This is a genomic window from Tepidanaerobacter sp. EBM-49, assembly GCF_001896645.1.
In the GTDB taxonomy this organism is placed as follows: Bacteria; Bacillota; Thermosediminibacteria; order Thermosediminibacterales; family Tepidanaerobacteraceae; genus Tepidanaerobacter; species Tepidanaerobacter syntrophicus.
The window spans coordinates 63,733-89,599 of record NZ_MPPE01000041.1 but is presented as its reverse complement, the minus strand read 5'-3'; the positions used below and the strand labels follow the sequence as shown (position 1 = coordinate 89,599).

Below are 25,867 nucleotides of genomic sequence, written 5' to 3'. Positions count from 1 at the left end.
CACTGCTAAAACTTTCTATAAAGGCCTATTACTTTACCTAATATGCGAAGACTGCTTACTATTATAGGTTCCATAAAAGGATTTTCAGGTTGAAGTCTAAAATGATTCTCTTCTTTATAAAACCTCTTTATAGTTGCTTCATCTTCAATAAGAGCAACTACAATATCACCGTTTTCCGCAGTAGTTGTTGATTGCACTATAACATAATCGCCGTCTAAAATTCCGGCACCTATCATGCTATCGCCTTTTACAAGTAGCATAAATACATTATCATCGCTAGTTGGTATCATTTCTTTAGGGAAAGCAAAAAACTCCTCAATATTTTCTTGAGCGAGAATAGGCAGACCTGCTGTGACTTTTCCAACAAGGGGTATTTTAACTACATTATTGTTGCTTACAGATGTATATGGAGAATTTGCATCTGTAACTTCAATAGCCCTTGGTTTTTGCATTTCACGCTTAATATAACCTTTTTTCTCTAGTTGAGTAAGGTAGCCATGGACTGTAGCAGTGGATTTCAAATTAGTAGCTTTGCATATTTCACGAACGGAGGGAGGGTAGCCCTTTAAACTCGAATAGCTACATATATAATCAAGTATTTGTTTTTGCCGTGCAGTTAGATCATCCCACATGATTTTAAAAATCACTCCAAAAAAAGTTTACTTAAAAGTTTGCGTATATTAAGTATATTAACATTTATTATACCATATAAAAAGGCTGTAAACGCAAATTTAGCGGTTTTAATGAAGCTTTATCTCATAATAGAGGAGGGAGGAGGAATAATTAATTAAATACAACGTCCGATAATATATCTTATGTAAACTTGAGATAAAATTTATCAAAAAGTGCAAAACGCAAGCCAGATAAGGCCAGGAGCTTATAAGCTAGTAAAGATGTAGAAAATAATTTGCCTCTTTTTGTGGTTATTAAAAGAGGCAAATTATTTTATGTTTGTTTGAATGTAAAGGACATTATACACATTTTTAATAAATATTTAGTTTTAAAATGGCAGGGGAGACAGGACTCGAACCCGCAACCAACGGTTTTGGAGACCGCTACTCTACCAATTGAGCTACTCCCCTCGGTGACAATTTTTATTATACAATAATTTTTTTATAATGTCAAAGGAATATGCCTTTGGTATTCGTTCTATTTGTCTGTTAAACAAGTTTATTTGATTATATTGACGAAACTCTCAAGCCTATCAAGGCCTTCCTTGATATTCTCCATAGATGTGGCATACGATAATCTTATATATTCATCTGCTCCAAATGCCACCCCTGGGACAACAGCTACTTCGTATTTTTCCAGCAATACTTCACTGAAATCTGTAGAATTCTGAATTATCTTGCCTTGACATTCTTTCCCAAAGGTTTTTGAGATGTTTACAAATACGTAAAATGCTCCATTAGGCATATTGCAAGATAAATTGTTGATTTGATTAATTTTATTAACCATATATATTCTTCTATCTGAAAATTCTTTAACCATTTTTTCAATTGTTTCATGTCTTAGGGGATTTGTTAAAGCTTCAACGCTTGCTTTTTGGGCAATTGAATTTGGATTGGACGTAGCGTGACTTTGGAAATTTTCCATGGCTTTTATAAGCTGTTTAGGCCCCGCAGCAAATCCTATCCTCCACCCTGTCATTGCAAAGGTTTTTGACACTCCGTTTATAACTATAGTTCTATCGGCCATATCTTTGACTGCTGCAATGCTAGTGTGTTTTAATCCATCATATATCAATTTGTCATATATTTCATCTGATATAACAAAAATATTATGCTTCGCCGCAATTTCTGCTATTTGTTTTATATTTTCTTCAGGATAAACATTTCCACATGGATTATTAGGACTGTTTATAATAAGAACTTTAGTTTTGTCAGTTATATATTTTTCTAAAATTTCCGAATTAAGGATAAAATTATTATTTTCAGATGTTGGTACAAAAACAGGAACTCCTTCACACAATCTCACCATTTCTGGATAGCTTACCCAATAAGGAGCCGGAATTAAAACCTCATCTCCTGGGTTCAAAAGACAGTATAAAGCATTATAGACGCTGTGCTTTGCACCGTTTGACACCAATATTTGATCTGTGGCATAACTTACTCCGATTTCATCTTTGAAATAATTTGATACCGCCGACTTGAGTTCCTCAATACCCCCAACCGGCGTATATTTTGTAAAACCGCTATTAATAGCCGATACTGCCGCAGTCTTAATAAATTCCGGCGTATCAAAATCTGGCTCTCCTGCTCCAAATCCTATGATATTATGGCCTTCTTTTTTCATTTGCTTTGCCTTTGCATCCACGGCAAGAGTTGGAGATGGACTTATGCCCTGGGCTTTTTGTGAAATAATCAAATGCGTTACCCCCTCTACAAACTTTTAAGTATTTCTCTTATATTCTTCAAAAAAATGCAATTTCCTTCTAGGATTCTAAAAAAATTTAATTATCACGTTTCATAAATTGATATTGTAGCCATATCACCGTTTTTAGAAATACCTATAATAACCTTTTTGTTTTTTAGATTCTTATTTAAAAAATCTACTACTTTATATAATTCATCGCTATATGCCACTTCTTTTTTTGCGATTAGCTCAAGTTTACTTGCTTCTTTTTTTATGTCACTGCTTTCACTCATTTTACTCATTACCCCTCCCTACTCCATTTTCATCAGCTATCTCCAGATTCCAGCTTTCTATAGTATCAATTGCTTCATATTTTGTAAGATCCACATGCAGCGGGGTAACTGATACGTAATTATTTTTAACAGCCCAAACATCTGAACCTTTATCGTTCGTATTGTCAACAGGCTGGCCGCTTAACCAATAGTAAGCCTTGCCTCTTGGGTCGATGCGCCGGTCAAAGCTATTTACATACCTTATATTGCCAAGCCGTGTTATTGCTATACCCTTTATAATGCTTGGATCTGCTGGCGGTATATTGATATTCAGCAACATGTTTTCGGGCAGATTCTGGTTTATGATTTGTAATAGCAATTTACTTGCGATGCTTGCTGCGCTTATAAAGCAAAAATCATCTAGTTCATGTCCTGCAATTGATAATGCTATCGCAGGTATACCCGACATTGCAGCTTCGCTTGCAGCAGAAACCGTCCCTGAATATATAACATCTGTTGCAAGATTAGGTCCGCTGTTTATGCCCGATAAAACAAGGTCAGGTGTAAAATCAAGCAAAGCCTCAAGAGCTAGTTTCACACAGTCGGCAGGCGTGCCATTGATTTTCCACCCTGAAATCCCTGTATCAGGAATTATAACCCTATCAGCTCGCAACGGTTTGTGCATTGTTATTGCATGACTAATAGCGCTTCGCTCTCTATCAGGGGCTACTACCGCTATATTGGCTATTTTAGATATTTCTTCAGCAAGGGTTCTTAATCCTATGGAATTAATGCCGTCGTCATTCGTAATTAGTATATTCAAACTCTAAGCACTCCCAACTTAAAAAATTAATACAAAAAAGGCAGTTTTTCGATCTATTAAAATTAATCGACTGCCTAAGTTAACTATTCGGCATTAAAATACCGAGATTCATAATTTATTGTTGGTTTAAAACAGTTTTGCCTTTTATCCCTCTATTGAAATAGATAGAATTTCCGGCAGATTTCCTAAATAATATTAGTTATTGCTTCCATCTATCTTTATTTTACCTAGTATATCTGATATTCTATTAATTGTCAAGATAATGCTCTTGGCGTATCATAGCCATATGTAGGCCGATAATCGATAATAATAAAATGAATAAGAAGGGTGATACTTATGCGGCAAAACCAGTCTTCTAAAAATCCGGTATATGTAATAGGTCATAAAAATCCGGATACAGATTCTATATGCTCTGCCATTGCGTATTCATATTTCAAGAGAGAATATGATGGCATCAACGCTATCCCTTGCAAACTAGGCCCAATAAATAGGGAAACCGAATTTGTTTTAAACTACTTTAACATAGAAGAACCTATCTACATCGAAAACGTATATACTCAAATAAAAGACATAGATTATGAAAAACCACTATGCGCTAACATGGCTTGGCCAATGCTGGCCGCATGGCAGCTTATCCAAGACTCCGGAATAAGAACGATATGTGTTGTAGATGATAGTGATAAATTTATCGGTCTTGCCACCCTCGGTGATCTTGCAAAAGTTTATCTTTCACAAATGAATAATATAGAAAAATACAGTATACCTCTTAAAAACGCTGTAAGCGTTCTCTCTGGAGAAGTAATAAATAAAGGCAGCAACACCTTAGGGGGCAATATAATAGTTGCCACCATGTCTTTAGAAGAAGTTGTAAAGAGAATAAAATCCGGGGATACAATAATAGTCGGAGATAGGCCGCATATACAAAAAGCCGCTATAAAAAACAATGTAGGCACACTTATCATCGTTGGAGGAGCAAAACCTGACAATGAAACTCTAAATCTTGCTAAAGAACATCAAGTAAACCTTATATCAACTCCCTACAATGCCTTTGATGCCGTAAAGTGTATAAGCCAAAGTATTCCGCTATCATATATTATGAAATCTTCAGATATAGTTTCTTTTGGCGAGGAAGAATATATACACGAGATAACGAATACAATGTCTAAATATAAATATCGAAATTTCCCTATACTAGACAAATACGGCACTGTGTTAGGCCTTATCTCTAGAAGACATATATTAGAATATGAAGCCAAAAATGTAATACTCGTTGACCATAATGAATTTTCCCAAACAGTTGAGGGTATTAACGAAGCTGCTATTTTGGAGATAATAGACCATCACCGTCTTGGCGGAATTATTACTGATAAACCGATACTTTTTAAAAATCAGCCGGTAGGTTGTACATCTACTATCATATACGAAACTTATCAAAATGCCAAAATAACGCCGCCGCCGGAAATAGCCGGAATTATGTGTGCAGCTATATTATCTGATACACTGGTATTCAAATCTCCTACCTGCACCCCAAGGGACAAGAAGGCCGCCTTAAATCTGGCCGCCATAGCAGAAATTGATATCGAAGATTTTGCCGGTAGAATGTTTAAAGAAGGAACGGAACTACTTGATAAAAGTCCTGAAAAAATATTTTTTACAGACTTTAAGGAATTTCATGTAGATGAATTTAAAATAGGCGTAGGTCAAATAAATGTAATGAGTGATATAGGCGAACTTAAGAATGAAATACTTTCATTTATGAAAGACTTAAAAGAAAAAGGCGGATATGATATTTTACTTTTGATGCTAACGAACATAATCAAGGAGGGCTCTGAAATTTTATGGGTTTCAGATTACAAAAACGTAATTGAAAAGGCCTTTTCAATTGATATTAATGAAAACATCTTTTATCTGCCAGGTATCATGTCGAGAAAAAACCAGGTAATTCCACCTATTGTAAAGGCTGTAAAATTACTTAAAAAATAAAAGCAGGTTATAACCTGCTTCTTAATTTGCTTTAGTAACCAAAGATGATTTATTAAAATAATAAAAACCCTTGTTTAAAGGGTTATAATAGTCTTTAACATGGTGGGCCATCAGGGACTCGAACCCGGGACACCCTGATTAAGAGTCAGGTGCTCTACCAACTGAGCTAATGGCCCTTAAATTATGGTGGAGAGGGGTGGATTCGAACCACCGAAGGCACTGCCAGCAGATTTACAGTCTGCCCCCTTTAGCCACTCGGGAACCTCTCCATAGGTAAAATAGATATCTGGAGCCGACGATGGGACTCGAACCCGCGACCTGCTGATTACAAATCAGCTGCTCTACCAACTGAGCTACGTCGGCAAATGGTGGGCCCACTAGGACTCGAACCTAGGACCGACCGGTTATGAGCCGGTTGCTCTGACCAACTGAGCTATGGGCCCAGACGCAATTATTAGTATACATTATTTTTTTTATATCGTCAAGACTTTGTAGGGTGCTTTTTGCAGGATTTTTTAACAAAATCGCGGCAAACTATTTGATTGCGCGTTATTTATACCAAATTTATATAATCAATTATTTGTCCTGCCGGCAATAATCTTTTGGTAGAAGAAGTGCCTACGACTTGTAAATCCATACTTTTGAGGCATTATTATCTGCTCTGTGCTTCCTACAAAAAATATCCCATCATCCGAAAGGGCATCATAGAATTTCTTATATAGTTTCTCTTTTGCTTCTTCTGTAAAATATATCATCACATTTCTACACAATATTAAATCGCATTTAGAAGGAAATGGATCATTTAATAAATTGATTATCTTAAAATCCACTGATTTTTTGATTTTATCTTTTATAACATAATTATTGCCTTCTTTTGTAAAATATGTATCTAACATTTGTTTGGGGACATTGGCTACTTGTTTCGGTGTATAGATTCCCTCTTTTGCATCTTCTATAGCTTCTTTATCAATATCGCTTGCTATGATTACAGCTCTATTAAGCAAGTTCATTTTATCCAGCATCATAGCAAGTGAATAAGGCTCTTCTCCTGTAGAGCATGCTGAACTCCATATTTTTAATGTACTTTTACCTGATATAAGCTCAGGAATTATTTCCTTTTCCAAAATCTCCCACTGAGCAGGGTTTCTAAAAAATTCCGATACATTGATTGTTATGTAATTCAAAAATTCTCTTAAGTGTTCCTTGCTATGTATTAACTGTTTCAAATACGATTCGTAATTATCATGTCCGTTTCTTTTCTTAAGCGAATCTATTCTTCGTTTCATCTGTTTTTCTTTATAATTAGACAGGTCAATATTGCATATTTTCTTTATTTGTGCTGAAAATTCTTCATAATCCAACGAAAATCCTCCTCTGCCCTCTAATTGAAATGTGTTGTAATAATTATAGCAATATCTTCCTGATATGTAAAATCAAGCAAGTTTTAATTTTTTTGTTTATAAATAGAAAAAATGCGCGCCTTACTGCTCACGCATTTTTTCTGCTAGACATACACGAAAGAAAAATCTAGAGATTTTTTAATACTCAAAATATCTCCTACCTTTAAAAATTTATCGCCTTTACAGGCGCATCAAATAAACCTCTTTTGATTTCAGTAGCATCCATATGCTTTGCACAAAGTTTGTCTGCAATATAATTGCAAGCATCCCATGGATTTACTCGCTCACCACATGTGAAAACATCAACCGCAGCATATCCAAATTCGGGCCAGGTATGGATGGTGAGGTGAGATTCAGAAATTATAACCACACCGCTAACCCCTTGGGGGCTAAACTTGTGAAACGCAACCTCTCTTACCTCTGCTCCTGCTTCTAAAGCTGCTTTAACTAAAATTTCTTCAATTTCTTCAGCATCGTTTAGAATATTTGGATCGCAATCGTAGACTTCCGCCAATACATGGCGGCCTAAGTTTTTCATTTTTCCATCAATACCCCCTCTAAATTATTATTTTTAAATAACAATCAAATTAAATTGTAGCAGATTATCGCATTTTGTCAATAGAATCAGCTAAAATCCTTTGGTAATTGATGAAATACTGGTTTATCTGCAGTTAAGTTTTTATTCCTCGGTATTTTAACCAATGATATGTTTTCCCGTTGATAATTACAGGTCTTTGCTTTAGCTCTTCTAAATTCCTTGCTCCTGACATTGCCATAACGTATTTTATCTCTTTTTGTATTTCTATTATATATTTTTCCAAAGCTAGCGAACCTTTACTTAATAGAATATGAAGAAAATATCCTGCAAACCCTACCGCTTTAGCTCCCAGTGCCAAAGATTTTGCAGCATCTACACCGTTTTTAAGACCCCCTGATGAAATTACATCAACTTTATCTTGTGTGGCGTCAATTGTCTCTATTAAACTTATCGGAGTCGGTATTCCCCAGTTTCTAAGATGATATGATGCTTGAGATTTGCCTCTCATGCCTTCTATCTCAATAAAGTTTGTTCCACCTTTTCCACTTACATCTATAATTTTTACGCCACTTTCAGCCAGAATAAGTGCCTCTTCCTTGGCTATTCCAAAACCAACTTCTTTTACTATAATCGGAATATCTATGTTTTGGACTAAATTTGCTATATTATCTATTAAACCTGTAAATTTCTTTTGGCCTTCCTTCATTACAACTTCTTGAGGCACGTTTAAATGCAGCTGTATAGCATCAGCTTTTATCATTTCAATGGCTGATTTTGCTTCCTCGACAGAAGAATCGGCACTTAGATTTGCAAATACAACACCATCTGGGTTTATTTTTCTTACTATTTTAAAGCTGTCTACAGCATCTTTATTATTTAAGGCAATCTTTTGAGAGCCCACAGCCAATGCAACCTTTAATTTTTTTGCAATACCTGCAAGTTTGCCATTAATAATTTTTCCTTGGCTTGTTCCACCTGTTATTGCATTTATGATTATCGGATTTTCTAAATTTATGCTCTGTAGTTTTGTAGAAATATCAATACTTTCCATATCCACTTCAGACAAACAATTGTGCAAAATGGTTATATCATCAAATGCATTGCGCTTTAATTTTTTTTCTAGCAGCATGCCGTATTTTATATGCTCGTCTTTTCTTTGTTTCCTTTTATGTTCGTCCATTATATCCAAACCCCTAACTCCAATTTAAGATTCTTCGCCATGCTTGTAGCAAAAAATTTGGGGCTTTTTTGCCCCAAATTTTTAAAAGCTTCAGTGATTATTCTTTTTTATTCTCAAAAATGTCTCCTACCATTTCTCCAATTGTTATGCCTGTTATACCATTATCTTTGGGTTTTTCAAAGCTCTGCTTGCTTTCTTCTTTATTTAGCTCATTTTCAGCCTCTTTAATACTAAGGCTCATGCGCTTTTTCTCGGGATCGATTTCAAGGATTTTAACTTTAACTATATCCCCTTCTTTTAAAACATCTTCCGGCTTATTAACGTGCTGGTTAGATATTTGAGATATATGAACGAGGCCTTCAACACCTGGTTCAACTTCTACAAATGCGCCAAAGTTTACTAATTTAGCAATTCTACCTTCTATAACAGAACCTACTTTGTATTTCTTTTCAATATCCTCCCAGGGATCGGACAGTGCCTGTTTTAAGCCTAGAGAAATACGCTGGCGGTCTTTATCGACTTTCAGCACAACTACTTCAACTTCTTGTCCCTCTTTTACGATATCGGAAGGGTGATTTACCCTTTGCCATGATAAATCTGAAATATGAATAAGTCCGTCCACGCCTCCAATATCAACAAAAGCGCCAAAATCAGTTAATCTTTTCACTACTCCCTTTATAACTTGGCCTTCTTGGATATTTGCCCATGTTTCTTCTCTTAGGGCATCTCTTTCTTTTTCTAGAACATGCTTATGAGATAGTACTAGGCGATTTTTATTTCTGTCTAGCTCAATAATATTTAGATTTAATTTTTGGCCTAAAAATGCGTTCAAATCAGGTACATATCTTAAATCTAAATGTGAAGCCGGAATAAAGCCTTTGACACCCTTCACATCTACCAAAACACCGCCTTTTACTACTTCAGTTACTGTTCCTTCAACTTCGCCTTGATTATTATATATTTCTTCTAGTTCGTCCCAGCCAATTACTTCATCTGCCTTTTTCTTTGAAAGAATAATATTGCCCTCATTATCCTCAAGTTTTAATACAAGGGCTTTAATTTTATCTCCTATTTTTACAACATCTTCGGCAGACTCAAAGGCTGAATTCGAAAGTTCGCTTACAGGTATAATTCCATCAGACTTATAGCCGATATTTACCAGTACTTCATTATTATCTACTTTTACAACAGTTCCCTCTACTATATCTCCTTCCTTTAAATCAGTAAAGGTATTGTCGTAATTAACTGTTTCACCTTCCTCTTGTTTTGCCAATTCATTTTGATTTTCTTGATTGTTAAGTTCTTTATTTAATTCATCCATTCTAAAGATAACCTCCTTTATAATCCAATCAGGCGTAGAAGCACCTGCGGTTATGCCAACTTTATCTGCGGCAGTAAACCAGTCTTTTCGAATATCTGCCGCTGTTTGAATATGGTAAACCCTGGCTCCTGCTTTCTGACAAACTTTAACTAAATTTTTAGTATTTGCACTTTGTTTGTCTCCCACAACTAGCATTATATCAACTTTCTTAGCTAACTCAGACGCTGCTTTTTGTCTTTGCTGAGTCGCTGCACATCTGGTATTTTCAAAAGATGCTATGTCTAGCCGCTTGCCAAGGATTTCCATAATTTTCTCTACATTTTCTTCTGTTTGGGTAGTTTGAACAACTATCCCTACTTTTTTGTTCGTATAAAAGTTTTTAGCTTCTTCAACGTTTTCTATGATTTTTACGTCTTTACCACACCAACCCCTGATTCCCTCAACCTCAGGATGGTTGTGTTCACCGATTATAATTGTAAAATATCCCTTATCGGAAAAATTTTGCACAGCTTTATGAACCCTTTTTACATTAGGGCATGTGCAATCAATTATGTTTAAATTTAATGAATTTAGTTGAGCTATTAAACTTGGTTCTACACCATGGGTCCTGATTATTACGTTTCCTTCTTTAATATCTTCAAGATCCGCAACATTTATCCCGGCTTTTTTAAATCTTTCGATTACTTGAGAGTTGTGAATTAAAGGCCCTAACATATAAGCTTTTTCGCCATTATCTATTAACTCCTCAACTTTTTCTACGGCTCTTTTTACGCCAAAGCAAAACCCTGCATAGTCTGCAACACTTACAATCAATTTCCCTTCACTTCCTAAAATTTATTACAAAGACTCTAGGTCTTAAATTCGATAAGCAAGGTCTTAATTCCTGCTTATTCAGTAAATTATAATTAGAAATCATTATTTAACATTCATCAAATTCGATACTTCTTCAAAAAGAGCAGAACTTATTTCCTTTAGTTTTTCCGAATTTAATTTAGTGTCTTCTTGATGATATTCGCTAAATTTTTTAGGCTCGCCGAATATCACGTCTATATGAGAAAAAAATTTATAATTTCCCCTTATAGCAACCGGAACCAGAGTTACATCTTTTGCCTTTGAAGCAAGGAGAGCAAGTCCCGGCTCAGGCTCCTGAAGTTTCCCGTCTTTACTTCTTGTACCTTCTGGAAAAATTCCTAAAACTTGATTATTGTTTAATACCTCCAGCGCTTTTTTAATAGCCTTTCTATCAGGTATTCCACGCTTTACAGGAAATGCGTGGAGGTTTTTTATGATAAATCCCAAAACGGGAATTCTAAATAATTCTTCTTTTGCCATAAAAACAACTGGTCTTTTTACAAGGCAGCCTATAATTATAGGATCCCACATGCTTTTATGATTAGAATATATTATTACCGGGCCTCTTTCAGGAAAATCCGCACCACCTATAACACGAATTTTAAATATAATATGGATAACAATATTGCAGATAAATTTTACAACATTATAGAACACTGCCCTCCCCCTTTTTTATACAGCCTATTATCTCATCTACAACTTCATCTATGGTTTTACCTGTAGTATCAATGATTATTGCATCATCCGCTATAGCCATGGGAGAAAAATCCCTTTTCTTGTCCTGGTAATCTCTATCTATGATATCTTTTTCTACTTGTTCGAAAGTTACGTTATATCCCTTTGAAATAAGTTCGTTGTAGCGCCTGTAAGCCCGCTCCTTAACTGAAGCAGTTAAATAAAACTTATACTTTGCATCAGGCAGGACAGTAGTGCCGATATCCCGGCCGTCCATCACAACTCCGCCATTTTTTGCTATTTGGCGTTGAAGTTTCGTTAATGCAGCTCTTACCTCAGGTATCGCCGCTATTTTTGATACTTTTTCTGTTACGGCAAGGTTTCTGATTTCATCTGTAACGTCTTCACCGTTAAGATATATGCGATTTTCCTTAAAATCAATCTCCGCTTCAGATGCCAATTTTATAACGTCTTCCGGATTTGTTTTGTTATGTCTGATAGTAAGCAATGTTATAGCTCTGTACATTGCGCCGGTATCAACATAAGTCATTTTAAGCTTATCTGCGACTATTCTAGCTGTTGTGCTTTTACCGGCCCCTGCAGGACCATCTATAGCTATATTAAAGTCCAAGTATTTTACCTCCTTTTAAGGGCTTGCCGAACTTTTACCCGCAACGAAGCCGGTAGAAAAAGCCGCCTGCAGATTATACCCTCCTGTAACTCCATCTACATCTATTACTTCGCCGGCAAAAAATAATCCTTTAATTAACTTGGATTCCATGGTTTTTGGATTTATCTCTTTTACGCATACTCCACCTCTGGTGACAATTGCTTCTTTTTCTCTACAGCCAACTACGGTCACTGCAAAGTTTTTCAGGCTCTGTCTTATTTTCACTCTTTCGCCTTGAGTAAGCTGATTTACCGGTTTTTCAGGATCTATCTCCGAATAATTTATAAATACGGGAATCAGTTTTTTCGGAAGTAAATCATTAAGAGAGTTCTTAAACAATTTATTTTTATATCGTTCAAAATCCCTAAGAAGTCTTTCGTCAAGTTCCTCCTCACTAAGGGCAGGTTTTAAGTCTATAGACACTATTGGAGTATTTTCTAAATTATCTACAACATATCTACTTAAGGTTAAAATTATCGGGCCTGAAATGCCAAAATGAGTAAAAAGCATTTCTCCAAATTCTGACGCAACTTTTTTTCCGCTGACATAGACTGTTGCAGAAACGTTTTTCAGGCTAAGGCCCTGAAGGTCCTTTACCCATTTTTCTTTAGTTATAAGGGGCACAAGGGAAGGTTTAAGCTCTACAATACTGTGACCTGCCTTTTTTGCAAATTTATAGCCATCTCCCGTAGAGCCCGTAGCAGGATAAGACATGCCACCTGTTGCTATTATAACGCTGTCACAGTAAAATTCTTTTTTATCGTTAATTATTATACCTTTAATTTGGTTATTTTTGATGATTAAATCTTTGACACAGGTTTTATAACAAATATGAACACCGGCTTCTAAAACTGCTTTTTGAAGCGCTTGTACGATATCTGATGATTTATCGGACTTTGGAAATATTCTGCCTCCCCGTTCTACTTTCGATTTTACGCCTATTTTTTCGAAAAAAGTTACTAAATCAGTATTTGAAAAAGCAGAAAGGGAACTAAAAAGAAATTTACCATTGCCGGGAAAGCACTCCAGAAAATTTTCCATCATTTTCTCATTGGTAAAATTACATCTGCCCTTACCTGAAATTAATATTTTTCTTCCAAGATTTGGGTTTTTTTCAAATAGGTAGACATCCGCACCATAAAGGGCGGCCTGTAAAGAGGCCATTAAGCCTGCTGCTCCGCCGCCAATGACTGCAACTATTGTTCTGCTCATAAAATCATCTCATTACCTTATCGCTTTATTTTTCTATCTAAAATCATCAAACGATTTCTAAGTTCTTCATTCATCTTAAAGAGTATCTTCTCTAAATCATTACTAGTAATAAGCATTTGAGGAGGTTCTAAAATCTCAAGCTTTCTGAATTCTTCTCGCATCACAAAGCGTATTATATCTTCAATAGAATCGGCGTTTAATGTGATTTCTGCAGGAGCATAAGCCACTTTCTCACCTAATAAATCATCATATATGACATAAGGTTCTAGCGATATATCATAATCTAAAAAATAAACCCCTTGAACCGGTATGTTTTTTAGTAATGCTATTTGTTCTTCTCTAGCGTCTTGGGCTGCCTGCTCTAAGGATTTGCCGCCAAAGAAAAACTTTCGCGGCTTATTGTCCGCCTTAAAGTCAAATCTGACCTTAAAACGTATCTTGCTTTGAATTATATCTTCGCCCAATTTTACTTTCACCATCTGCAGGCCTCCAATTATTATCGTTTTATATTATTTCTTTAAGCTCCTGCATTGATTTAAAAACAACTGCTTTGTCTTTGATTTTGTTGTAAATCTTGACTGCTGCTCCATTGGTGTAATCTCTTTCGTTTATATCGTTTTCTTCTAAAATGTAAATATCTTTTCGACCTATGAAGCCTTCAAGACACATAATATTTTTTAAATTGCCTAGACCGAAGGGAATATTTGCTAAAATCACCGCATCGGCTTTCTCTATATAAGAGATGTTTTTTGCCGCATTTTCATCGCTTATTGGTGAAAAAGGTATCTCCTCAACAATATCAAAGCCTAAGCGGCGAGCTGTTTCCCAATCACTATCTCCTTTATTTAGAACTCCTACGGATACTTCATACCCACGTTGTCCCAGATAACTCAGTAATTCCTCGCCTTCTCCTCCGCCGCATATTACATGAAGTTTATGAAAAGGCTTAGGTTTTTTTGCAAATATTGCCTCATTCTCATCTGACGTATTCAAAAAAATAACTACAGGTTTAGGATTGCCTTTAGGAGTAACAACTCTTACATCCATGTCAAAGACTGCTTTAATATTGTCTTCATTTAGGACTTCATTTAAATCTCCCATTTTAAATATCTTATGATCCTTTAGCAAAATTATCTTGTTGCAAAACATTGACGCCAAATTTATATCATGGAGCACAACTAATATCGTCAAACTCTTTTTGAGGCATAAATCCTTTAAAAGGCCTAATAATTCCCATTGATAGTTAATATCAAGATGGGATGTAGGTTCGTCTAAAAGCAGAAGAGATGGCTGCTGGGCAAGTGCTCTTGCAATCAGAACTCTTTGCCTTTCACCGCCGCTTAATTGATGTACAGGCTTATCTCTTAGGTGCAATATGTCCATGGACTTCATGGCATCTTCTACGATAGCTATATCTTCTTTTTGCTCTGATTCAAAATTTTTTAGATGGGGATTCCTTCCCATTAGCACTATTTGCTCAACTGTAAAAGCTACATCCAAATAAGTGTCTTGAGGAACGGTAGCTACTCGCTTTGCCAAATCCTTAATTGTTACTCTATAGATACTTTCCCCATTAACATATATATTTCCTGTATCAGGCTTTAACCAGCGGTTAATATTTTTAAGCAAGGTTGTTTTACCGCAGCCGTTTGGGCCTAAAATACCTACGAAATCGCCAACTTCCAAAGTAAAGCATATGTCTTTGAGGATTTCTTTTTCATTGTATTTAAAACCAAGATTTTCAACTTTAAGTATCTGTTCAGAAGACTTCATAGATCTTTATCCTATACCTATTATTGTTTCTCTTACTATTTTTGCCGCTAAAAGCGCTGTTCTATCAGATAGATCGCTGGCAGGAGAAACTTCTACCAAGTCAATCCCTACTACATTTAATTTGCCAAAACTTGCAACTACTTCAAGGATATCGCAAGAAGTGCACCCGCCGGGTTCGGGTGTTCCTGTTCCGGGGGCAAATGCAGGATCTACCGCATCTATATCAAGAGTTATATATACCGGCTTTCCTTTTAAAGAATCTAAAACCTGTAGAAATGGAGTTTTAACTTCTAACGGATACATGTTTGTATGCTGCTGGGCATACAAAAATTCTTCCTTTACACCTGATCTTATGCCAAATTGAAAAATATGCTTATTTTTGACTTGTTCAGATACTCTGCGTAAAACAGTGGCATGAGATAACTTCTCGCCGAAAAAAGTATCCCTTAAGTCTGCGTGAGCATCAAAGTGCAGGACTACAAGATCAGGATATTTTTCTGCGACTTTTTTGACTATCGGATAAGTTACAAGGTGCTCTCCTCCCAAAAAAAACGGGATCTTTCCATCGTTTAATATTTTATTTGCAGCTTCTTCTATCATATCTAGGCTCTTTTTGACATTACCAAAGGGCAGCTCAATATCTCCTATATCGCAAAAGCTTTTATCATCCAGGGCATCATCGGCATAAACACTATAAGTTTCAAGGCCGTAAGAAACACTTCGTATTCTTTCCGGTCCAAATCTTGTCCCTGGCCTAAAACTTACCGTAAAGTCCATAGGAGCGCCTATAATTACTATTTTTACTCTATCATAGTCTTCTTTTGCCCCTAAAAACCCATTATGTCCGGATACGAAATCTAGTTCTTTCAAAATATGGCTCACTCCTTGACAGGTAAAATTATATCTTCTAAAAACGGTGGTAATGTAAAGTACGCTTTGTGAAGTTTAGGATTATAATATTTTGTATCAAAATTTGTTTCGGGAATAATCTCTCTAGATAAAGGATCTATGCTCTTAGAGCCCATTGTAAACGTCCAAAATGCTCCGGGATATGTGGGCACCACTGCTGTATATGGGTTTGTAAAGGTAAAAGCCGAAGATATTCCGTCATAAATCCTTTTAACAAGTTCAGGAAACAAGACCGGCGTTTCTGTTTGAGCAGCCATAATTCCATCTTCGTTTAAAGCATTGGAGACATCTTTATAAAATTGCGCCGAAAATAGGCCTACGGCAGGACCTACCGGATCGGTGGAATCTATAATAACAATATCGTAGCCTTTGTGGTTTTTAACAAATTCGATACCGTCCTCATAAAAGATTTTCACTCTTTCATCGGATAATCCGCAGCTTATAGTGGGAAAATATTTTTTTGAAGTTTCAACAACCTCTTCATCTATTTCCACAAGGTGCACCTCTTTTACCGGGTGTTTTAAAACTTCCCTTACGGTGCCGCCGTCTCCTCCGCCTATAATCAAGACTTTAGACGCATTTTGATGTGTTAAAAGCGGAACGTGAGAAATCATTTCATGATACATAAACTCATCTCTGGTTGTAAGCATTACAGTATCATCAAGCATTAATACCCTTCCAAAATCCTCAGTATCAAAAACAGATATATATTGATATTTACTTTGTTTGGTATAAACTAAATCTTTCACTCTAAAAGAAAGTTTTACATTTTTTGTCTGATATTCAGAAAACCAAAGCTCCAAACTTTTCACTCCTTTGATAGCATTATACGTTACGAGTTTCTATTGAAAAAATTATATCAAATAAAAAAACAATACTCAAATAATTTCTTTTCATTAAAAACGGCATTGAGGCGTATTAAAAAATTCCTCCACATCCAGTTCCATTGTACAGCAATTAGCTGCTGTTTTAAAATCAATATTATTGTTTATGGGGCAATCAGATTTAGTACAGCATACGTGCTTAAAACCAAAACGCGTAAAATAATCTGTATCTTCACTGCCGCAAAGGTAAATTTTCTTAACACCCCTCCTGTCAGCATAATTTATCAATGCTCTTACAAGGCCGTCACCTAAACCGTCGCCCCGATGTTCCGGAAAAATATAGACAAATCTTAGAAGTGCTTTATCACCGTATATGTCCAGTATACCATAACCTGCGATTAAATCATCTACTTCAATAATCATTGCATCTTCAATATCGTCTACCTTTAAGAGCTGAACATTTGACTCTTTGGCATCATGGATTAACCTATTCTGAATAAGACCTATCTCGCTTGGTAAGGCTTTTCTAATTATAATCAAAAATCTCACCTTGCCCTTCTATAAATTTTTAATATAATTTATCTCATCTTGAGATAAATATCGCCACTTTCCGGGCTGCAGGCCGCAAAGCGATATATTGCCAATATGCGTTCTTGTAAGCTCTAACACCGGATGCCCTATTGATTCGAACATGCGCCTTATTTGCCGCTTTTTGCCTTCGTGTATTTTTATTTTTACAACAGTTGAATCTCTTGAAACATCTATTATATCAATTTTTGCCGGGGCAGTAATTCCATCTTCCAATTTAATGCCCTTTTCCAATGTGGTAACTTTTTTATTATCGATAATGCCTTTAATACGAGCAATATACGTTTTTGTTATATTAAATTTTGGATGAGTAATTTTATATGCTGCTTGACCATCATTCGTAAGCAGTATCAAACCCTTTGTATCCTTGTCTAAGCGACCTACCGGAAAAATCCTTTCGGGAAATTTTGGCAGCAAATCGAGAATAGTGGGCCTGCCATGGGTATCTTTTACAGTAGTAATCACTCCCTCAGGCTTGTTCATAGCAATATAGATAAATCTACTTTCGAGACGGCATGCTTTTCCATCTACCCTGACTTTATCGACTTCGGGATCGATTTTTGTCCCAAGTTCTCTTATAATTTTTCCGTTAACAGTTACTCTGCCGTCTAGAATTAACTTTTCGCACGCTCTTCTTGAGGCAATCCCTGCCTGTGATAAATATTTTTGCAGCCTGACTTGCAATAGATGACAGCTCCTTTGTAAATAATGTATGTACATTTAGAATACCGAAAGAAATGATTAAAATCAACAATCACTTCTTTCGGTATTTACTAAGGATAGTGTCGGGAGTGGTTTACTTAAGCTTTTCTATAATTTTTTGGACAAAAGGACCGGCTTCCCCTAATGCATACGCGTTCATCGTTCCACAAGCTACGTTTCTTATTGCAAAACTTATATATTCAGGAGGAATGTTTAATTCTTTAAGGCGCGCTTCGATAGTTAGTGCGGCCTTTATTCCTTCTTCGCTTGCGATATTGTTGATTAGTTTTACTGTTTTCTCACTTCCGTAGCAAGTGCATCCAAGGTGCGCAAAAATTTCCGCGGTTTTTTGGCGCACATTCTCGTCATCTGCATCTATTAAGACCAAGGGCAGTTCACCTGTTGTAGCTATGTTTAATGCATGACCTATTATTTTTGCAGATGCAAGTTTACATAATCCTTGTATTGGTTTAAAGGTATCCTTTTCTGTATCGGTAGAAATGTTTATTAGTATTTGATTTTCGGAAAGATAAGGCTTGATGTCCTCTAAAACATTCGGTATTATACTAGCAGGAAGAGCTGTGATTATATAATCCGAAAGCTTTAGCATTGAATATTCTCCGGTTGCTAAAGCGCCTATTTCTTGCGCTAACAGTCCGCACTTTCTCAAGTCTTTGTCAATTAAAATTAAATTATAATCATAAGATATTTTATGAGCTAAAAGGCTGCCCATACGACCTACGCCTATAATTGATACAGTTTCCATAATTTATCCTCCCTGTGCTGAATTAAACTTTTTAACTTAAATGCGGCTTATTATATTTTCAAGCAAGGGCAGTGGCCCGTCTGATTCTATGTCAATTACAGGAACATTAATACATGCCCTCATACTTTTTAAAAGCTTTTCCCTATTTATATAGTCAGCTTCATAGGTGCAGCTTGCCGAATAATATTTAGGATAAAAGGGATTTACTGTTATAGCTAGCAATGGTATAGTTTTTAATATTTTGACGTTTCCGCCCTCAGCTTCTATTTTGTTTATTTCCATTAAGATGGATTCCGGATTTCCGCCAATTATAAGTTTTATAGAATCTTTTAATATTAAATCTTTGCCATTCCACGATTCTGACATACATTTATTTAGATTTTTTAAAGCTGCTTCCGATATCAGCGCAGGTACAAAAATTATTTTTACGGTTCTGTTTTCTTCTTTTGTTTTTTTGCAGATATCTCTTGCTATTTTACTGTCAAAAAGCGAACCATACTTCAATAGAACAGGCTCTTTGTTAAAGTCGAAGATAAGAGTTATTTTGTCTAAGTTTGAAAGATATTTGCTCTCGTCTTTGGATACAGCAGGTAGATTAAATAATTCCGCAAGTGCTTTTGTTTCATCAACCAGATCGTCAATATTAGTGGTTCGTGAAGCGCCGGTTGCAATAATGATACCATCGGTTTCGGTCATTGGGGCCAGCCGATTTAATGCCCCGTCAACTAGCACAACTTCACATTTTAAATCATTTATCATTCTATATTTAATATAGTTTAATTGGGTGCCTTTGTTTGGGCCTGCGATAACCACCATGCCCTCTGCGGTAATTTTTACAATGCATACCTTTCCCAAGGGAGTCAAGATGTCAGTGACTTCTAGTATGTCATAGCCGGCGCTTCCTGCTTGGAGACATTTTTTAGCAGTAGCAACAACAGTATCTTTCTTTACGAACAGGCGAGGCTTTGGCAGCCTCGTAATGTTGTCAATTTCCTCGCCGTCATATCCGATACTAGTTAGCCCGACACTTATTTTTTGATTATAAAGCTCGTTCAATATCGCCGCTGTAGTTGTTGTTTTTCCGGTATTTTTTGCAGTTCCGGCTATTCCTATTGTTACACTCATTATCAGATAACCCCCGGTGGCTTGACCATTATTTTTTTGTTACAGAATTTCTTCCGGCTCTGCCGGGATATGCTCCGTCTTCGCGGCTTCCTAGTAGTCCTTTATACAAAGCATCAACAAAGTTGCCATTTTTTTCCACAAGTTCCAATGTTTTTTCTATACCTTCTTCGATATCTGCCGCCCATTTCTTAGCGTTATCTGTAGGAATAATATTGGATTGACCGAAGAATCTAAAAGATGCCTGAGTTGCCCTTAGCGTGTCTATTCTCGCTGGAGCAGTAATCGGTCCTCCTGAAAATGCTTCGTCAGACGATGCTATGGAAATTCCGTCAACGCCTAGTGAAGAAGCAAGAGATGCGTGAAGTGCAGTCATTAAGGATGATTGAACTCGATCTTCGGTTTGAGTCAAAAATCCTATGGGAGCGCCGCACCATATAGGGGCATTAACGATATTTCTGAGACAATAAATTTTTGCGGCATTAAAGTCTACATAGTTGTCTTCCATTTGGCCGCTTATCATAACTTCCGGCGAATAGCAAAACAGTGGCTGTAAAATAGGCTTTCCCCCAAGCCTAAGACCTAATTTTGATACTATAAGCATTCCTGCAAAGGCTTTGTAAGCCGGAACGCCACATAGTTCTTCGTTTGTTACAACATCAAAGGGCATATTAAACTCAGCTGCATACTTGATGGCTTCTACTGCATCTACTGTTAAACGTTCAGGGTCAGTGCCTCCTCCAAGGGATCCGTAGGCGATGTTTATTTTTGTAAGATCAGCGCCAATTTTGCCCGCGAGCAGGACAGTTTCGGGGGTATTTAAGCCTCGGTGAGCCCTTACTTGCCAAAGTGTGCTTGGCAGCAGCGAATTTTTTATGCTTTTAAGGTTCTCATATGTTATTACAGAACCATCTTCTTCATGAGTTATATAGCCTTCCAAAAATCCCTCGGCTCTAGCTCCCCAAGACGGGTCAAAATGGACTGCTCCATCAGCTCCCCATGCTTCACATGACTTAATATGAGCAATATCCATGAAAGGACACCCTGTGCCATATTGAATAAAAACTACGGGATTTTTTCCGGTGTGCTGCAAATTAAGAGGTTTCATCCGTTCGTTTACCGAATCCACATATCTTGTAAGTGAATTTATCTCATCTTCTGTCATGGGGCGAGTTTTTTGGCGATATTTTCCGGCCTCATAAAAGGATTTTATCGTATCATCGCACAAAGCTGCGTAATCCTTTCTGAGACTCTGTATTTCACTCTCATCGCTAGATTCTAACATTTGCCTTCTAATTTGCGCTCTTAAAACGGCGGGACTGGTTTTATCGCTTACATAAGAAAGGATGGCATCTACAATTGAGTCAAGTAATTTCTCAATACGTTTATTGTGGAATTCATAGTCATATCCTTTTGTTATATCTTTTTTAACCTTTGCATTTTTTCCTTCTGCCGGAACATATTCCCTTCCTTCCACAAAAGCAATAGCTTCTTCAACTGTGGTACCGGGACCAAAGCCGGCATCAAATCCAAGTTCTGCAGCAAGTTCCGGTCGTATCGCCATGCCACCTATGCCTATGCGCACTTTATCTCTGATTCCTGCAGCTTCAGCTAAGTCAATGAATTTTCCTAATATTTCCGCAACGCCGTAACCAATTGTGCGGCTGACAAGAACTACATCAACATTTTTATCTATTATCGTCTTTATTATTTCTTCAGCAGAATAATCTGGTGGCAAAAGTATAGTTTCATGGCCTCTTTTCTCTAATCCTCTTTTTATCATCTTAAGGCCAATATCGTGCACTGGATCAAGGGGTGCTAAAAGTACTTTCTTTTTTATAAATTCATTTTCCATGTTGATTTGCCCTCCCTAACAAGTCTCATCCGAAAGCCATCCATAGCGGTCACCGGGCTTATAAACATATCCCCGTGCCCTAACCCTTGCTCCCGGTCCCTGGTGTTGAAGAAAAACAATTGATACATCTTTAAAGCCCAATTGCTCCATTAAAGCAAAGGTTAGTTTTTCTGCCTCATCTTCATCTTTGCATACTAAATAAGTTTCTATATCAACAGCATCCATAACTTTTTTTAAAACATCAGGCATTTTAACCCTCCTAATCGTCTTTTGCTAAACGATATCGCTATTACCGGTTTGACTATTTTCCTCATAAAAATTTTCCCAGTACTTTCTAACATCATTTTCAAGTCTTTCAATATGACGTATCATAGCTTTTTCTGCTTGAGCAGGTTTTCTTGCGGCAATAGCCTTAAAAATATTTTCATGCTCTAAAAGTACCGAACCTTTTACTTCTTTTCTTATATACTCTAACATAGGTGAAAGCTGGCCGTGCTGTCTTATGAGATCCATCGCGGCATCCAAAACTTTATTTCTTGCAGCCTTGGCTATAAGTTTATGAAATTCCACATCATCTTCAGCTATAGAAACTCCTTCTTCTACGTGAACGCGCTGCCTTTCAATAACCTTTTTCATTTTTTCAATTTCATCATAGGTAGCATACATTGCAGCAAGCTTTGCAAGCTGACTTTCTATCGCCTTTCGCGCAATAAGCATATCAATAAGTTCTTGTTTGCCTGTTCCTTTTATCGCTTTCATTAACTCTTTCCCATATCGGTTGATTGTATTTTCGTGTTCGAGTTCCTCTAGCTTTTCCTTGCCTTTTGGCGTTAAATTGCGTCCCTTAAATCCAATCTTTTCAGTATATCCTTCAAAGTCCATTTCTTTTAGCATTCTGCCGATAGTGGCTTCACTTACGTCAAACCCTTGCAATTTTAGCATATTGCGTATATAGCCTGACCCTACTGGAGTTTCTTTTGAATTATCGATAATTTTTAATATAAAAAACAGCAATCGCTGCTTTTCGTGTAGCATTTTAACCCTCCGCTTGCTTTTGCAAAAATTAAATTTACTTCTATTAGCATAACACTACTTATCTTTAATTTCTACATTTAATACAAATTCTTTAAAATAAAGGAGTCATGCAAAATGACTCCTTTAGTGTTGAGTAAACGTTGATAATGGTTTATAAGCTTTATATGATCTTTTGATTGAAAATATTTGTCATTCCTGCTTTTTCTACCCTATCTTTAATTGCATCTATATCTATTGTATAAGAACCCAGTTGTTTCATCCGTTCAAAATACACAGAGCCTGAAAAAGTATATTTCTTGGATATGCCTTCCTCAGTCTTCATTTGTTCCTTAACATAAGCTATGGCATCACCTACGGCAAGTTCTGTCGGGATCTCCAGCAACTTCTTGCCTACTGCCCAACGAACTGCGTTAGCTCCTGCTAAAGTGCCTGTGCAAATAGCTTCTGTATGGCCTACTAATGGTCCTGCTTTTTCTCCGCCGCAGAAGAGATTTTCTACGCCTTCTGTCTTTAGATGATTATCTCTGGGCGACATTGCCATATATCTTATTGAATTTCCTAGGTTTCCTGCATATGGATCCTCGTAGCGAGCATTTTCAAAGCCGGGAATTTGCCGTAAGTTATCAAGGGGGAAGAAAGGTGTCATTAGTTTTGCATGGCCTGTGTCAAGTAAAATTACATTTTCTACATATTCATTGAGTGCATATTGCTGGCATGCCTTTTTTGTAAGGATTTTTGCATCTTCTCTAGCATGTTCCGGTACCGGTATAACTGCAACGCCTGTACTATTTAACTTGTCGACGATCTCCTTTGAAAGCGACTCTTTTAAGAGTTTACACGATCCACTCATTGCACCATATGTGCCGTCGGCCTTCTTTGCCATCATTTCCTTTACGCCCATTTTAGCTGCAACACTGACTCTTCCTCCGTAGCTATGGCACCTGTATATGCACATGGCACAGCCATTGCCGTATTTTGTGCAGTTTACTTGAGGACCGGCAGTACCTGTACACTCAACAAAAACATCGCCTTCATATTTTCTTCCATCATCAGTTACAACAGCTAAAATTTTGTTGCCGTCAGCTTCTACATCAGTTACCCTGCTTTCGGTATGAACTTCAATACCGGCATCTATTAGCGCTTTCTTTACCGCAGGTTCGGCTAATGCCACATCATATAAAGATGCATGCTTGTGTCCCGGAAACTCAATATTTCTATGTCGAGAAACCTTGTCCATCAACTGGAACAGTTCGCCGCCGCCCATTGCTATCATTTCTTCAGCTGCTGTATATCTTCCATTATTTCTCATGATTCCGCCCACAAGGCCAGTGCCTAAGAGCATATCAGCTCTTTCAAGAAGCACTACATCAGCACCTGCTTTTTTTGCTGCCAAAGCAGCACCTGAACCAGACCAGCCACCACCAATAACAACTACTTTTGGCATACTTACAAACCTCCCTTATTTATAAAAAATTATTTAGCCTTTAAAGGTAATGCTAAATTTTTAGCATTACCTTTAAAGTTTTACTTCTTTTTAAATTAGTCGATGAAACCGCTGTATTTTGCAACGATCTCCATGAGCTTAACCTGGGCTTTTACAGCATATCTGAAGTTGCTCTCAATAATTTGACCCTTCTCATCGGTTGTTCCAAGGCCGGGAGAAATCATTATATTGGCATCATATGCAACTGTAGGAATTACGCCCATCTGAGAAAGACCTGTCTGCAGCAGCTGGGTGCCGGCATACATATCTTCTATTGAGAATATTGGCAGTCCAAGCTCGCCGTCATTCCAAGTATTTTCGTAGTTGACTTCAATTGCTCTTGAATTGTAGGATTTTGATATTATTAAGCCTTTACGAATCTTAGGATGTATCTGGTCAAATTCTTCTTTAACTATCTTGTACATATCGTCTACCGGTTTCTTTAGCTCGTCCGGATTATCTATTATTTCTTTTAGTGCAGCTATCATGCCTAACATTGCTTCTTTGCCAGGATCATTTGTAACATATGCTGCTTTGCCATATGATGCTGTGGTTCCATATCTGTCACCGTGCATACCAAGAGCTCTGCGAATAGGTACCATAAACTCTTCCTTACCTATGATAAGGCCGCCTGTTGGTGATTCGCTTGCCTTATCCATACTGTAGATAATTACATCAGCGCCGCTCTTTCTGATATCATGACCAATAAACGGAACTCCCCATGCATTATCGACTACATATGGCACATCAAAATCTTTGGCTATCTCTGCCAAACGCTTCTGGAGCACAGGCACACCGTCGCTATCTTTTACGCCATATCCATAGCCCGGAGTATCATATGCAAGAGATGTGATACCTGTAAGCATTGAAGCCTGTCTTTCAGCTATCGTCTTAATCTTCTTAGCGGAAGCTTCAGGATCAACCTTTGTAAGCTGAATTGCGGGATGATACTTAATGCCATGCACTGAGTAATCTGCACCTACCAAAGGTGCGATGTATACACTTAGATTATTTTGTCTTTTTCCGTAAAAGCCTAGTTCACCGGCGGTTGCGCCTCTGTCTGCTAAAATATCTTTAAATCTGCCGGGGAAAGGTCTTCCGTATCCACCATGGTGGTGTAAATGTTTCTCATAAGGAATGATGTAGCGGGCTTGATAACCATCGCCGCGGCCTTGCATAGGAGTAGTAAATAATGCGTCAAATGCAACCCACAGTCCGGCTTCACAAGTATTTATAGGCGCTGCGTCATAATCATCGCCATATACATCTTTAACTAAGCCTCTTATTTGATCTACTAATGTAGCCAAAGGAATAACTTCGGTTGCACCTTTGTCCATTGCTTCTCTTACTTTTTTTGTCAAAGGACTGGGGCATCCTGAAACAGCGCCTGTAAGCCCAAACTTTCCTCTTAGTTCTGCAGGAATGCCTATTTCGTCAGCTGCTTTTCTAGCATCGGCGTAAATATTTTGGATATTTGCCTGTAAAGATTTATACATCTCAAATTTCTTTGTAAATTTAGCCATTCTAAA

At 37.1% G+C, this 25,867-nt stretch carries 25 protein-coding genes and 5 tRNA genes; 1 reads left to right on the top strand and 29 read right to left on the bottom strand.

The genetic code is table 11. The features are described from left to right. Nucleotides 1–5: 5 nt before the first annotated feature. From lexA to surE, 5 genes are all read right to left on the bottom strand, one after another. On the bottom strand, nucleotides 6–632 hold the full coding sequence (gene lexA / locus BUE08_RS07185; protein WP_213951194.1) for a transcriptional repressor LexA: 627 nt from the start codon (nucleotides 630–632) through the stop codon (nucleotides 6–8). Nucleotides 633–1,006: 374 nt separating this feature from the next. Continuing rightward, nucleotides 1,007–1,082, bottom strand: a tRNA-Trp gene (locus BUE08_RS07180). 88 nt (nucleotides 1,083–1,170) lie between these two features. Next, nucleotides 1,171–2,367, bottom strand: coding sequence for a pyridoxal phosphate-dependent aminotransferase (locus BUE08_RS07175; protein ID WP_213951193.1), 1,197 nt, complete (start codon nucleotides 2,365–2,367; stop codon nucleotides 1,171–1,173). 92 nt (nucleotides 2,368–2,459) lie between these two features. Next, on the bottom strand, nucleotides 2,460–2,648 hold the full coding sequence (locus BUE08_RS07170; protein WP_213951192.1) for a YpmA family protein: 189 nt from the start codon (nucleotides 2,646–2,648) through the stop codon (nucleotides 2,460–2,462). Nucleotide 2,649: 1 nt separating this feature from the next. Then, nucleotides 2,650–3,450 carry a 5'/3'-nucleotidase SurE gene (surE, locus tag BUE08_RS07165; RefSeq protein ID WP_059034001.1) on the bottom strand — a complete coding sequence of 267 codons (801 nt, stop codon included), beginning with the start codon at nucleotides 3,448–3,450 and terminating at the stop codon, nucleotides 2,650–2,652. A gap of 336 nt (nucleotides 3,451–3,786) precedes the next feature. Between surE and BUE08_RS07160 the strand changes: the two genes are divergently transcribed. Beyond that, nucleotides 3,787–5,433 carry a putative manganese-dependent inorganic diphosphatase gene (locus tag BUE08_RS07160; RefSeq protein ID WP_286680643.1) on the top strand — a complete coding sequence of 549 codons (1,647 nt, stop codon included), beginning with the start codon at nucleotides 3,787–3,789 and terminating at the stop codon, nucleotides 5,431–5,433. A gap of 100 nt (nucleotides 5,434–5,533) precedes the next feature. Here the strand turns inward: BUE08_RS07160 and BUE08_RS07155 are convergent. The 24 genes from BUE08_RS07155 to BUE08_RS07040 form a co-directional block, all read right to left on the bottom strand. Further along, nucleotides 5,534–5,609: transfer RNA gene (locus tag BUE08_RS07155), tRNA-Lys, on the bottom strand. 8 nt (nucleotides 5,610–5,617) lie between these two features. Then, nucleotides 5,618–5,702 (bottom strand) — tRNA-Tyr (locus BUE08_RS07150). Between the two features lie 18 nt (nucleotides 5,703–5,720). Next, nucleotides 5,721–5,796 (bottom strand) — tRNA-Thr (locus BUE08_RS07145). Between the two features lie 3 nt (nucleotides 5,797–5,799). Next, nucleotides 5,800–5,876: transfer RNA gene (locus BUE08_RS07140), tRNA-Ile, on the bottom strand. Nucleotides 5,877–6,005: 129 nt separating this feature from the next. After that, on the bottom strand, nucleotides 6,006–6,794 hold the full coding sequence (locus BUE08_RS07135) for a CheR family methyltransferase (protein ID WP_286680642.1): 789 nt from the start codon (nucleotides 6,792–6,794) through the stop codon (nucleotides 6,006–6,008). 202 nt (nucleotides 6,795–6,996) lie between these two features. After that, nucleotides 6,997–7,371 (bottom strand): adenosylmethionine decarboxylase, encoded by a 375-nt coding sequence (gene speD, locus BUE08_RS07130; protein WP_059033995.1) that lies wholly within the window; start codon nucleotides 7,369–7,371, stop codon nucleotides 6,997–6,999. A 133-nt stretch (nucleotides 7,372–7,504) separates the two neighbouring features. Then, nucleotides 7,505–8,551 carry a type 2 isopentenyl-diphosphate Delta-isomerase gene (gene fni, locus BUE08_RS07125; RefSeq protein WP_286680641.1) on the bottom strand — a complete coding sequence of 349 codons (1,047 nt, stop codon included), beginning with the start codon at nucleotides 8,549–8,551 and terminating at the stop codon, nucleotides 7,505–7,507. Between the two features lie 97 nt (nucleotides 8,552–8,648). Next, on the bottom strand, nucleotides 8,649–10,685 hold the full coding sequence (locus BUE08_RS07120) for a bifunctional 4-hydroxy-3-methylbut-2-enyl diphosphate reductase/30S ribosomal protein S1 (RefSeq protein ID WP_286680640.1): 2,037 nt from the start codon (nucleotides 10,683–10,685) through the stop codon (nucleotides 8,649–8,651). Nucleotides 10,686–10,787: 102 nt separating this feature from the next. Then, on the bottom strand, nucleotides 10,788–11,381 hold the full coding sequence (locus tag BUE08_RS07115; protein WP_059033992.1) for a lysophospholipid acyltransferase family protein: 594 nt from the start codon (nucleotides 11,379–11,381) through the stop codon (nucleotides 10,788–10,790). Beyond that, nucleotides 11,371–12,030 carry a (d)CMP kinase gene (cmk, locus tag BUE08_RS07110; RefSeq protein ID WP_286680639.1) on the bottom strand — a complete coding sequence of 220 codons (660 nt, stop codon included), beginning with the start codon at nucleotides 12,028–12,030 and terminating at the stop codon, nucleotides 11,371–11,373. The genes BUE08_RS07115 and cmk overlap by 11 nt, the downstream gene beginning before the upstream one ends. A gap of 15 nt (nucleotides 12,031–12,045) precedes the next feature. After that, nucleotides 12,046–13,281, bottom strand: a complete 1,236-nt coding sequence (locus BUE08_RS07105; protein WP_059033988.1) for a BaiN/RdsA family NAD(P)/FAD-dependent oxidoreductase — start codon at nucleotides 13,279–13,281, stop codon at nucleotides 12,046–12,048. A 17-nt stretch (nucleotides 13,282–13,298) separates the two neighbouring features. Then, complete coding sequence (locus BUE08_RS07100; protein WP_059033986.1) at nucleotides 13,299–13,760, bottom strand: hypothetical protein; 462 nt, start codon at nucleotides 13,758–13,760, stop codon at nucleotides 13,299–13,301. Nucleotides 13,761–13,785: 25 nt separating this feature from the next. Continuing rightward, entirely contained in the window at nucleotides 13,786–15,054 is a 1,269-nt protein-coding gene (locus tag BUE08_RS07095) for an ABC transporter ATP-binding protein (RefSeq protein WP_059033984.1), read from the bottom strand. Nucleotides 15,055–15,060: 6 nt separating this feature from the next. Next, the gene (gene speB / locus BUE08_RS07090; protein ID WP_286680638.1) at nucleotides 15,061–15,924 is read right to left on the bottom strand and encodes an agmatinase; all 864 of its coding nucleotides are present in this window, start codon (nucleotides 15,922–15,924) and stop codon (nucleotides 15,061–15,063) included. 8 nt (nucleotides 15,925–15,932) lie between these two features. Further along, nucleotides 15,933–16,766, bottom strand: a complete 834-nt coding sequence (gene speE / locus BUE08_RS07085) for a polyamine aminopropyltransferase (RefSeq protein ID WP_213951186.1) — start codon at nucleotides 16,764–16,766, stop codon at nucleotides 15,933–15,935. Nucleotides 16,767–16,859: 93 nt separating this feature from the next. Beyond that, a complete protein-coding gene (locus tag BUE08_RS07080; protein ID WP_238142717.1) occupies nucleotides 16,860–17,336 on the bottom strand; it encodes a GNAT family N-acetyltransferase in 477 nt (158 codons plus the stop codon). A gap of 9 nt (nucleotides 17,337–17,345) precedes the next feature. Next, nucleotides 17,346–18,095 carry a pseudouridine synthase gene (locus BUE08_RS07075; RefSeq protein WP_353682102.1) on the bottom strand — a complete coding sequence of 250 codons (750 nt, stop codon included), beginning with the start codon at nucleotides 18,093–18,095 and terminating at the stop codon, nucleotides 17,346–17,348. Between the two features lie 76 nt (nucleotides 18,096–18,171). Further along, nucleotides 18,172–18,843, bottom strand: coding sequence for an NAD(P)-binding domain-containing protein (locus BUE08_RS07070; RefSeq protein ID WP_059033978.1), 672 nt, complete (start codon nucleotides 18,841–18,843; stop codon nucleotides 18,172–18,174). A 36-nt stretch (nucleotides 18,844–18,879) separates the two neighbouring features. After that, complete coding sequence (kamB, locus tag BUE08_RS07065) at nucleotides 18,880–19,968, bottom strand: lysine 5,6-aminomutase reactivase subunit KamB (RefSeq protein ID WP_286680637.1); 1,089 nt, start codon at nucleotides 19,966–19,968, stop codon at nucleotides 18,880–18,882. Nucleotides 19,969–19,996: 28 nt separating this feature from the next. After that, the gene (locus BUE08_RS07060) at nucleotides 19,997–21,820 is read right to left on the bottom strand and encodes a cobalamin B12-binding domain-containing protein (protein WP_286680636.1); all 1,824 of its coding nucleotides are present in this window, start codon (nucleotides 21,818–21,820) and stop codon (nucleotides 19,997–19,999) included. A 15-nt stretch (nucleotides 21,821–21,835) separates the two neighbouring features. Then, nucleotides 21,836–22,069 (bottom strand): hypothetical protein, encoded by a 234-nt coding sequence (locus tag BUE08_RS07055; protein ID WP_213951182.1) that lies wholly within the window; start codon nucleotides 22,067–22,069, stop codon nucleotides 21,836–21,838. Nucleotides 22,070–22,093: 24 nt separating this feature from the next. After that, nucleotides 22,094–22,855, bottom strand: a complete 762-nt coding sequence (locus tag BUE08_RS07050) for an FCD domain-containing protein (protein ID WP_059033969.1) — start codon at nucleotides 22,853–22,855, stop codon at nucleotides 22,094–22,096. Nucleotides 22,856–23,015: 160 nt separating this feature from the next. Beyond that, the gene (locus BUE08_RS07045) at nucleotides 23,016–24,299 is read right to left on the bottom strand and encodes an FAD-dependent oxidoreductase (RefSeq protein WP_281743425.1); all 1,284 of its coding nucleotides are present in this window, start codon (nucleotides 24,297–24,299) and stop codon (nucleotides 23,016–23,018) included. A gap of 95 nt (nucleotides 24,300–24,394) precedes the next feature. Beyond that, nucleotides 24,395–25,861 carry a hypothetical protein gene (locus tag BUE08_RS07040; protein WP_213995852.1) on the bottom strand — a complete coding sequence of 489 codons (1,467 nt, stop codon included), beginning with the start codon at nucleotides 25,859–25,861 and terminating at the stop codon, nucleotides 24,395–24,397. Between the last annotated feature and the right edge of the window lie 6 nt (nucleotides 25,862–25,867).